At 38.6% G+C, this 10719-nt stretch carries 8 protein-coding genes; 2 read left to right on the top strand and 6 right to left on the bottom strand.

Annotation, left to right across the window (positions count from 1 at the left end; translation table 11 throughout):
* Window positions 1-246: 246 nt before the first annotated feature.
* The gene (locus G496_RS0102285; protein ID WP_027177843.1) at window positions 247-1293 is read right to left on the bottom strand and encodes a transporter; all 1047 of its coding nucleotides are present in this window, start codon (window positions 1291-1293) and stop codon (window positions 247-249) included.
* A 379-nt stretch (window positions 1294-1672) separates the two neighbouring features.
* On the opposite strand from G496_RS0102285, the gene G496_RS0102280 reads away from it, so the two are divergent.
* Both G496_RS0102280 and G496_RS0102275 read left to right on the top strand, forming a co-directional pair.
* A complete protein-coding gene (locus G496_RS0102280; protein WP_027177842.1) occupies window positions 1673-1936 on the top strand; it encodes a hypothetical protein in 264 nt (87 codons plus the stop codon).
* 127 nt (window positions 1937-2063) lie between these two features.
* Window positions 2064-2939 carry an FCD domain-containing protein gene (locus tag G496_RS0102275; RefSeq protein ID WP_027177841.1) on the top strand — a complete coding sequence of 292 codons (876 nt, stop codon included), beginning with the start codon at window positions 2064-2066 and terminating at the stop codon, window positions 2937-2939.
* A gap of 90 nt (window positions 2940-3029) precedes the next feature.
* On the opposite strand, the gene G496_RS0102270 is transcribed toward G496_RS0102275, so the two are convergent.
* From G496_RS0102270 to G496_RS20340, 5 genes are all read right to left on the bottom strand, one after another.
* Complete coding sequence (locus G496_RS0102270; RefSeq protein WP_027177840.1) at window positions 3030-3722, bottom strand: hypothetical protein; 693 nt, start codon at window positions 3720-3722, stop codon at window positions 3030-3032.
* A gap of 294 nt (window positions 3723-4016) precedes the next feature.
* Window positions 4017-5573, bottom strand: a complete 1557-nt coding sequence (locus G496_RS0102265; protein WP_169725722.1) for an HAD-IIIC family phosphatase — start codon at window positions 5571-5573, stop codon at window positions 4017-4019.
* 10 nt (window positions 5574-5583) lie between these two features.
* Window positions 5584-5880, bottom strand: a complete 297-nt coding sequence (locus G496_RS0102260; RefSeq protein WP_027177838.1) for a hypothetical protein — start codon at window positions 5878-5880, stop codon at window positions 5584-5586.
* Entirely contained in the window at window positions 5877-6764 is an 888-nt protein-coding gene (locus G496_RS0102255) for a hypothetical protein (protein ID WP_027177837.1), read from the bottom strand. Before G496_RS0102255 ends, G496_RS0102260 begins: the two co-directional genes overlap by 4 nt.
* A gap of 399 nt (window positions 6765-7163) precedes the next feature.
* Complete coding sequence (locus G496_RS20340) at window positions 7164-10400, bottom strand: methyltransferase domain-containing protein (RefSeq protein WP_051294777.1); 3237 nt, start codon at window positions 10398-10400, stop codon at window positions 7164-7166.
* Between the last annotated feature and the right edge of the window lie 319 nt (window positions 10401-10719).

Genomic DNA, 10719 nt, shown 5'->3' with positions numbered 1-10719 from the left:
TACAGCCGCAGATTAGAGCGGTCTTTCATGGTTGGCTTTATTAAATCTATCCCCGGAAATCCCAGTTGAAAATCCCGTCACGGTTTTCAACTGTTTCGTGACCGGGTTATATTTTTAGCTATAAAATAAAATGTTCCCATAAAGTTAAATGGCGAGCCGTGCTGGTTGAACGACCCGCCATTTAACAAGTGGAGAAGTGGACGAAGGTGAGAATGTCCGTCCATAATCATATAGCAGCAGATTAAATTAAAAACAGAAGCCCAGTTTTGAGACAACCTGAAAATCTTCACCAAGTCCGTAGCGGCTGTTTCTTTCTGGAGTTCTGGAGTAGCCATTGAGGTCACGGTAAATTACAACCGGTACACCGACTGAAAAGTTGATCTTTTCATATTTGAAATGAATACCGGGTGTAATGAAAATCGTATGCCCACCGGTTGAACGGTCAACGGTTCCATCATGGACATCGCTATCCTGCTCTATTCCGTTAAGCTCCAGTTCAAGGTCAAAATAGTGGTTAAGTGCATACCCGTATCCAATATCATATTTGAACTGGTTACCGGGTCTGGAATTATGAGCGCCGTCACCACCCAGAGTATACATCATGTGTGCATCAACTCTGGAACGGCCGAAGAACTTTGTGGCACCAATTTCAAACTTCGGGTCCCATGATCCGGTACCCAGCTGCGCCCTTGGTCCCAGATATTTATACATATTGGAGAAAGGAGCCTCGTTCTCACGATCTGAATCACCGGTAGGAGTCTTGATACCGGCACCTATGGCAAGGTTCAGCCAGTCTCCATCACGCTGAGTCAGCAATGCATAACGTCCCATGATGGTTATATCGCCAAGACCGCTGTTGGTGTCTTTATCGTATGGCTGAGCAAGGTTGCCGGGTTTCCTTTTAATCTGTTTTTTCCATACCGGAACGAGAATTCTGGCATCAAAATTTTTAAACAGACCGGCTCTGGCTGTGAACTGAACAAGCTGATTGACGCGATCGTATTTACCGCCGTAATTTCCATTTTTTTCAGTACTGCCGTCGTATAATGATCCTTTATGGATATATTTATACTTAACGTTGGCTATAACCTTTCCTTTAGGAAGGACAATACCGTTGGACATGTTAACAAGACCAATACACTTTTCAACTTTAGGTTTTTTATTCTTCTTACTCTTTTTCTTAACACTGTCTTCTTTCTTGACATTATCATTTAATGTCTGAGCTTTTATCGCATTAGGAAAGCTCAGCAGTAAAAGAAGAATAAAAATTATCAACACGTTAAATTGTTTCAATGTACCCCCCAACAACTATTAATATTCAAAGAATAATAGCACATCTTTAAATATCAAAGTTTTTACGAAATTTTTAAATTAGCATCACTCAGCATCAACACAGGCAAATAATATAAAACTATTTTCAAATTTAATTTAAATAAGGATGGTTAGTTTTATATCATTCAAAATCATTACAACATTCACTTTCAACACCTGAGTGAGTCTATAAGCAGAGTTTAATTTAGTGCCAATCCTGTCACGTCTCTTTGAACATTCGTGACACCAATGGCTTAACAGTAACAACTATCATTCAATACTTTTTAATTAATACTACAAAAGTATGAAATACATTATGCGTATAGAGCATACTGCTTTCATCCTAATGTGGAAGAAGTTTTTGGAACGCACTATAAATAAACATTATGGAGAGTTAGAAGAATGCTACAGACTTAATGATTCGCGCAGAGAATTATCCCGCAGTAAAACAATGGGTAATAAATTCAGCACCAAACCGGCTGAAGATGAGCAGAACTTTCGGGGTATTAAATCCATGCAGCCCAGATTTAATTATGGCGCACATGAGAGCATAAAAGAAAATGGGAATGATTGTCTCACCTACGGCTTCTTAATTACCGGGCAAAACGGAGTGATTATCATCTAAGATCGTTGGCATCCCTTGCTTTCGAGGAAATTAAGTTCCTGCCCGCATACTTATTATTATAGACTTTTCCGAAATATTTTTTTTAATATATTTCTGAAAAAAACTAATAACGATGAGGATAGCCAAAATGCAGATTTCCGTAACTCCTGAACTGGAAAACGAAATAAAAAAACAGCTGGATTCCGGGGAATATGAAAATACGGAAGATCTGATCTGTGATGCCCTGCGCTCTAAACTTATAGATGAAGCGCAGCAGGCTTTTATAATCAGCCGCAAGTCAGTTACTGAGCAGGAGCTTGTTTTCAGCCGCATTCAGGAAAGTATATACCGCGAAGACTTGAAACCCGGGGATAAACTTTTATCAGTCAGGAGACTTTCCGAGATTCTGCTTGTTTCGGTATCTTCAGTGGAAGATGCCATAAAAAAACTAATTAGTTCCAATTATCTTGAAGTACGTGAAGGCCAAGGAATTTTCATCAAAGACAATTCCACGCAAAAAAGTAACTGCCATTTTTCCTGTGTAACTTACCCACATCTGAACTCATTAAACGATCTTCTGGAAGTTCGTGCAGGGCTTGAGGGACAAGGAGTTGTGATGGCTGTAGAGCGAGCAACCTTTGAGGATATAAAAAGACTTAAAGAGTCTTTATCAAAAATACCGGCAAACAGGCAGGATATGAGTTCAGCAAGGGATGCTGATATGAATTTCCACATTAACATAGCCTACGCAACTCATAATCTGGTATATATTGATCTGATTAAGAAATTTTATGAGCAGATGTTTGAAGAAATAAATGCTCTCCATTCACTGCTGTACGAAACTCCTTTCAACCTCGAAATAATTGAAAAACATCATTTTAAAATACTTGGCGCCATAATTCAGAAAGATAAAGAAGGAGCCAGACGTCACATGCTTCAACATATAGTTTTCATTAAAAGTTTCATAAAAAAACACTACCCTGTGATTGATGCGGCCTACAAAAATGGCGACACCATTTTATAGTGTCGCCATGATCAGTATCTTCAATTATTTAAACCAATAACTACATTTTTATTGGAAAAATTCTGGCACTCTTTATACTTTGCGGACTTATTAATTCAGCAAAAGCAGATTCAGAGCAGGCATATAACTCTTTCCATTATCGGGAACATAATAATAAACGTTATCTATGGTAGCTGATGCAGTATGATCAGCTCTCACTCTTAGCCCTATAGTAAACTTTGGATCTGCCCTATACACACTTACAGGATAAACAAAAAGTGTAGTATTTTTCACACCATCTACAGTATAATCGGCTTGCACAGCTTTATCGTTGAACAAAAATTCAATCTGCTTAGATCCTTCAGCAAAGTTAAAATTAGCCTTTAAATGTGTTTTAAAAGTTTCTCCGCCATAATCTTCTTTGACACTAAAAATACCTGAATAGCCACTGTCAGATCCGGCACCAACCATAAAGTCATGCCAATCGTCCTGCGATTTTCCGATATTGCAATAAGCAATGGCTTCAAAATCCTCCTGATACATATAAGTTAGATCAAATCTTAATCCGCGGGCAGTGGCAGGAATTGCAAGAGCCTCTATGTGAGGATAACTTTCCTGATTCCTACTGATTAAAGAAGCACCACCCAAAGAGTAAGATATAGTTGCATTACCCTCAGGATATAAAGCCCACTTCGTTTCATCAATACCAGAGCTGAAATCATCGTACAGTACCCATCCTGCATAGGAAGGTACAGACAAAAACAATACTGCCAGAGTTATTAATGTAGTTATATATTTTTTCATAGAAGCTATATAACCATTAACAATAATTAAGACAAGATAATTATTGTTACAGAGATACAATATTTGATATAAAGAATGTTATGGATAAAAGTATTAAACAGATTTGAAGTAATTTATTGCAAAAATTTAATTACTATACGGTATAATTGATAATCAATAACAATAAAATTTGCTACACAATTGAATATAAATCTATTTATTTTACAATAAAAGCAAAGAATAAAAGCAATAGCAAAATAAAACAAAAAAACTTATTTTTAAAATCTAAAATAAACTATATTATAAAACATATTATTATTTTTTTCTAAAGATCAGAATAGTCCTTACAGGAAAATCGCTATCTCCTTCTACAAATTCAGAAACAACAGTTATTTTATCAGAAAACAACATTTTGAGGCCATCCGGAGTAAAACGCCAATAGTCACCCGGAGTATCATGAATAACATAATTCATAGGGGCTGAAACAACTGCACATCCACCGGGACGCAGAACCCTCAAAATTTCAGAGCTTAGGGTAAACGGGTTGGCACAATGTTCCAGAACCTCAAGACACAGTACCGAATCAACAGTTTCATCGCCGACAACAGCCATGTTCGTGGCATCCGCCACAATGTCGGTGCGGGCTCTTTTCTCCATATCAAGACGGATATGTTTATTACCTTCAATTTCTAAAAATTCATCACAGTCTTCGCCTAAAACTCCATCCCAACCGGCACCTACATCAAGTATATCACCACAAATAAATTTCCGATTCACAGCATCCTGAACAATATTGCGGACAAACGGGATTCCTGATTCTCCTCCGTCAGAGGAGGCATCACAATAGACCATGCTGATGTGGGCTGGAGAATTAAATTCACAGCCATCAAGCTCTATTTCAAATTTCTGATACTCTCCGCAGGTTCCTGCGGGGGAAAATCCTAATTTCTGATAGGCTCCTGCAATCTGACCGTTACGGCGTGTAGGGCGAAACAATCCAACCATTTTTTTCAAACCGGAAGATTTAACTTTTTCTGCGAGCATCACAATTATTGCCGATTCGATACCTTTACTCTGAACCCGGCAGGAAAGCATTAAATCCTGTACCACTGCAGACTCCTTTTCCAGCCGGATACAGGCAAAACCAACAAGGCCATAATCCCCGTAGCGGTCTGAAACTTCGGCAACATAGCACATAAAGCGTTCAGATTTTAGAAGCTGCTCCACTTCTTCAATTGAATATCTATTAGCGGAAAAATTTATCTGGTTTGTTCGTTTGGCCAGTTCGCTGATTCTGCCGACAGAATCAGCCGAGGCGGGAGAAAGCTTAAGGGTAAGCTCACTTTGTTTTAAGAACTGCCTGAATGTACCGCAGTATGAATCTTCGTCATTTTTACGCTGACGTTCTTCCACATAAGATTTTTTCCGGGTCAAAGCGGCATCATAGGAGCTTGCGTAAGCCCACATATTTTCATCATCAAGATTGATAAAATCTTCAGGGGAAACGGTTCTCATATCAGGGAAAGCATGCCGGACCTCTGCTCTCTCAAAAGCAGAATCATCCACAAACAAACACGCTGACGGAGCAAAACGGAAAAATCTTAATAAATTATGAATAGCTTCAGATTTGGGCTTAAAAGAAATTTCACAGGAGACAAAAAGAGATGACAATCCAAAGGATTTAAGAGCATCTTCAACCTCGTCAGCATGATTCCTGCTCACGACAGCCAAAAGGACTCCCGATTTATCAAGATGTATCAGCTTTTCTACCAGTGGAATATTAAGGCTGATTTCTGAAAAGTTATCCTCAAGCAAAATTCCATTCCAGAAAGTATTATCCAGATCCACAAAAATAAGTTTTATCCGATCCAAAGTTACAACCTTAAAGCGTTTCAAATGTTACTGGGAAATCGCCTTCACCGTCTCCAATTTCACCAAGAACCATGCCTGCCCCGCCAGTTGAATTTGTTTCAACGGTTATGACTGAGCCGGAAGCCGCGGCAATTAAATCTCCATAATATACAAGAGGACAGTCAGAATATGAATCCTCGATCACTTCATACCGCAATTCTGCTATAAAATCTCCGGTCTTAACAAAATCACCAGCCTTAAGGCTAAATCCTCGAACATCACACTTAACTTTCGAATTTTCTAAAATTACGGGGATTCTAAGTTTCATTTTCTATTCCCCAAACTTGAAACCCTAATAACTGGAACCGGAATTTCATTTTGCGGACCACTAAAATTATGACTGTCAGGAACAAACGGAAGAATGCTGGCAGCTATGGCTTCATTCATCTTGTCGTTGGGATGGTTATCGACTTTATGCAACCAATTAAAGACTTCATCTCCCGAAGCATTTTCCAGATATGGGAGCCTTATAAATTCAAAACCGAATTTAAGACAGTTATCCTGAACGACACGACTGAATGCTCTGACCCGCTGATCATAGTTTGTGCTTTTAAGAGCACCACCGATAATATCCAATTGGCAGACCCGGCCTCCATTGCTTATCCATGAAACAGTTTTTGAGATATTCTCCATAATAACCCTGAATTCTTCAGCAATACTGCAATAAGGATATGTCATTTTCATATCATCATCCAGTCCGCTGACAGACCCCGGTTCCTGAATATCTTCCGCTGTTCTCTCGATATCAATTTCCATACAGTCCACTGAACCAAGACAAAAAACTATTATGTCCGGAGAAAAAGCTCTGAACCTTTCCTTATGGTGAATCAGAAAATCCAGACCAAACATGGCATTTGTTGCAGGCATGGCCACATTCCAAAGTATTGCTGATTCCCACTCATAAGCAGACCTGCGATCATACAGATAGTGCCCTTTACCAAAACCGCTTAGAGAATCTATGCCCGGCAGTTCACAGCCGGAAGCTCTGGCATCCAGATAATGCATTAAAAATGCGGGCCAGTATCCGCGTACTTCATTGCGTGTATCTAAAATCTTAGCCCACTGAGTATTTTCTTCCATCCCAACAGAAGGAACGCGTCTTCTATTGGACTCACTCCCGCCAATAACAAGAACTCTTAACTTATCCGCCAAGTTAACTCCCAAAAGTGCTACAATTTACTCAAAAATTATTGTATAATATTATGATATAATAATTTTCAGTAAATTATACAAAAAAATAAATATCCTTTCCATATTTTGTAAGTATAAATAAAAACTAATATCTTCAGATACAACTTTCTTTTAAATCAATTACAATAGTTGTTGTAAGTATAGACGTTAACTAAAGACATACCGGAAAGAACTTAAATAATAGATTCTGCTACGTATAGACATTTAAATACTACTTTACTAAATTATTGGCGTCCTCACCACACTATAAAATATATAACGTCTGTTTGAAAGGTAAAAAGGAAGGAATAGGCGAGATAAAAAACTTAAAAAAAAGGATGAAATATTTTTTAATAATTTAAGATCAAGCAATTGCAAATATTATCTGTAATCAACTTCTCTAGTGCCGTTTTCATTATATGTCAGCATTTCTTGCAGGACACCAGACCACTCAAAAATTCTGCCGGTATCAACAGTTTTCTTAAGAGAGCAACACACAAGATTCCAATGTTTGAATGAATTCTCGATATACATTTTTTCAATAGAATAAGCGTTAAGCCTTGCAAGCTCCTTAAAGAATTCAAAACTGTAGCCCCATGCACCATGATCAGGATGATTATCCGTAAGAGGAACCCAGTGAACCATCCTTGACTTTGCAAGCACATGCACATTTCTAAAAGCTTCTTCCTGATCTACGACATGTTCAATTGTACCGATATTCATAACAATATCTTTTGGTGGCAAATCTACAGGTCTGGCAAGATCAACAGGCACTGCTCCGTCAAGAGCGTTCATATCCAGAGAAGTATACTCAATACCTCTGGAACGATAAGATATGGCATAAGGAACACCTTTGGTTTTCTTGTTCCCTAATTCGTAAGCACTCTTGAAATTAACCGGGCTAACCAAATTAAGAACCTGTGCCGGTATTATCGCATCTATATCTACATCCGTATTAAAATATCCCCCGGTACGGATGAAATGCACTAACGGGCAGATATTTTTTGAAGAAAGTTCAGGATACTTTGCAAGATATTCGTTTGTACTAAAAATACCTGAAGGATCGCGTCCTTCACGCCATCCATAATTTACATAATGAACAATTGGATCAACACCGGCAGCTTTGACATCTTCATTTGTGTGTAAATACCAGACCTTATCGAAATGATGTGACCTTTCAATAACTCTTTGTTCCCATTTTGCGAGCAGTCTCGATCTTAAATCGTTAGGCGAGGAGAAAAATCTTCTCACTATTTCAATAATATTTTTTCCATGCTCAGTTTCATTGACACAATGCAATTTATGCACTTTATCTTCAAAATTTTGTTCTGAATGAATAGGACCATCAGCAGTATCCAGCGAGGCACCTGCTGAAATCTGAGACGCTGCTCCTGCATCTCCAGCACTGCTTACCGCTAAATTTTCAACTGACTCAGGCTCATCAGCACAATTTTCGCAGGATACATCTGCTACCTCATCGGGAACATTCCCTTTGCATGCCGAAATATATAAAACATCAATTCTCTCTGAGGCAGGCATTCTCTGAATATGTGAGCTAATCTGCTCAAACCCATGAGCTCTTAGCTCCTGCAGAAAAGAATCCACAGTGCCGTGCTCATCTATAGTTTCAATGACTTTACCGTTACAATAATTCCAAAGATCTTCGCTGTCTTTATACAAATCGATTGTTAAAATAAGTCGGCCTCCTGTTTTCAAAGAGGCCCGCATTATCTGTAAAATATCATGTCTTACTACAGCTGGAACATGTTCAATAACACTGACAGAATACCAGAAGTCCAGACTCTCATCCGGGATATCGCCACTGCACAGGGTTTTATTTTTTGAAACTATACCCGAATCAAGTACGGAATAATCAAAGAAGCCCCATTCATTTTTTGCTGCTACTTCTTCAAGAAAAACTTCTTTGCCGTGATCATAAGTATAAACATCAGCACCACGCATGGATAACAAAACAGGCAGGGCTGAAATACCGGCACCGAATTCAGCTACAGAGACCCCCTGCAAATCAGTATCGAATTGTGCCATCACCCATGGATACTCAAAAGCACGGGAATACTGTTTGGTATGCCAGCCGAAACAATTTCTTGAAACAGCAAGACATGTAAGGAAAAGATCACTCATCTCATGCGATGGAAGCAAACCGGCAACAACTTCATCTTTTATATCATTGGGATTTAGAGCCTCATGAGTTAGTGAATCTTTTTTTTCAGCAACAAGAACATCAAGATTCCTGTATTCAGCTATCTTAAAGATGCGGGCAAATTTTCCTGTCTTTTCCAGTGAGGTTCGCAGCTCTTCATAAAATCTGCACATGGCTGATTTATCGAGACTTTCTTTAGCTCCGTAGCCGGAGACAATAAGACGCTTTTCAGCTTTATCTGCAATAAAACGTATAAGCTCGTTATAGTCTTTCAGATTATCCTGATGCAGCAGAACATCAAGGCAGACCACAACCTCAGCCCTGTCGGCTTTCTCCTTTTCAAAAAAATTGAATACTTTTGCAGCAGGGATTCTTTTTTTAATCAGCTCCAAAGATTCTAAGGACATATCAATGCCGCTGTAAGCAGAAATCTCCAACCCCTTAACGATCTCTCCGTCACCACAGCCGACATCAAGAACCGAAGCGGATTTTTCAATACCCAGAGCTTTTAAAATTCGCCTCTTTATTACTTTTAAATCACCTCGTGAACCTACACCTGAGCCGAGTGAGGGATGCTCTGCATATCTATAATCCCAAAAAATTTTATTATTGAATTCCTTCATCAGGGTTGAATTCACCGCATTGATACTGGCGTCTACAGTGGCGACATTAAATGGCAGCAGGTTGCCACAATGATCAATCTTTTTATGGTAATGCAGTACCTTTGGCCTGTCACCACCAAGTATTTCAGAGATTTTATCTTTTATTTTAGGAACATGAACAGGAAAATTATAGCTATCATCAAGGCTTGAAAATGGAATATCAAGTTTTGCTATAGACATTGCAAAGGTAATCTGATCAATATGAATACGTTTGGCCCCAAGTAATTCCAATACCTCCCGGTCATTCAGCAGGGCCAGCGAAAATTCACGCCAAATTTCTCCCAAAGGTTCAAAATACTTTCGGGGAATACTATATAATCCCCCATTGCAATTTGTTTTAAATGATTTTCCTGTATAGGTGTCGACCAGCTCAGGATGACAGCACTCATATTTATCAAAAATATGCTCCAGAATTTCTACATCAGGATTAGGGAAATCAACGATTTTACCGGAAACGACGTTGCTACGGCTCAGTTCATCAATATTTTGAGCAAATGCAAGATCACAGTCACATAGAAAAACATGCTCGGCCTCTTTCAAGGCTCCGGTTTCAAATTGTGCCAGCTTGTTACAATATTTTCCGTCTCCGAAACGTTGGGCAGAAACAATGTTTACTCCTGCTGAATCAAGATATTTTAATAAAGTCGGAGAAGGGTCTATTGTATGAATATAAATATTGTCAGCAGCAACATTGCAGTTATGCAGCAAGGTGCTGATAAAGATATGGCATTGCCATGTAAATACTGGAGAGTTGTCAACAACGCAGGAATAACATGGTGAAGAGCTGGCTGCCATTATGAAATACCCTTTGAGGATTCAGTTACAAAATCAGACATGATCATTATGAGATAAGTTATCTTTTGTCCGTAAACAGAATATATGGGGACATTTAAAATTAAAATTATACTGGTTGGAACATGGCAGATAAGGTATTGTCAAACTAATTCAATAAAAAACAAAGCAGCTTTTTTAATGTTAACGTGCTGATTTTTTTCACTGTTGATATTTGACTGAATTTTTAATTTTATATTCAGCGCAGATAGAATACACGGCGACTCTTAAAACAGAGCTAAAATTATAAGTCATTGTCCCAGTAACCACATAAGAAAGTGTC

It is taken from the genome of Maridesulfovibrio bastinii DSM 16055 (assembly GCF_000429985.1).
Taxonomy (GTDB): domain Bacteria; phylum Desulfobacterota; class Desulfovibrionia; order Desulfovibrionales; family Desulfovibrionaceae; genus Maridesulfovibrio; species Maridesulfovibrio bastinii.
This window is presented reverse-complemented; position numbering and strand designations above follow the sequence as displayed.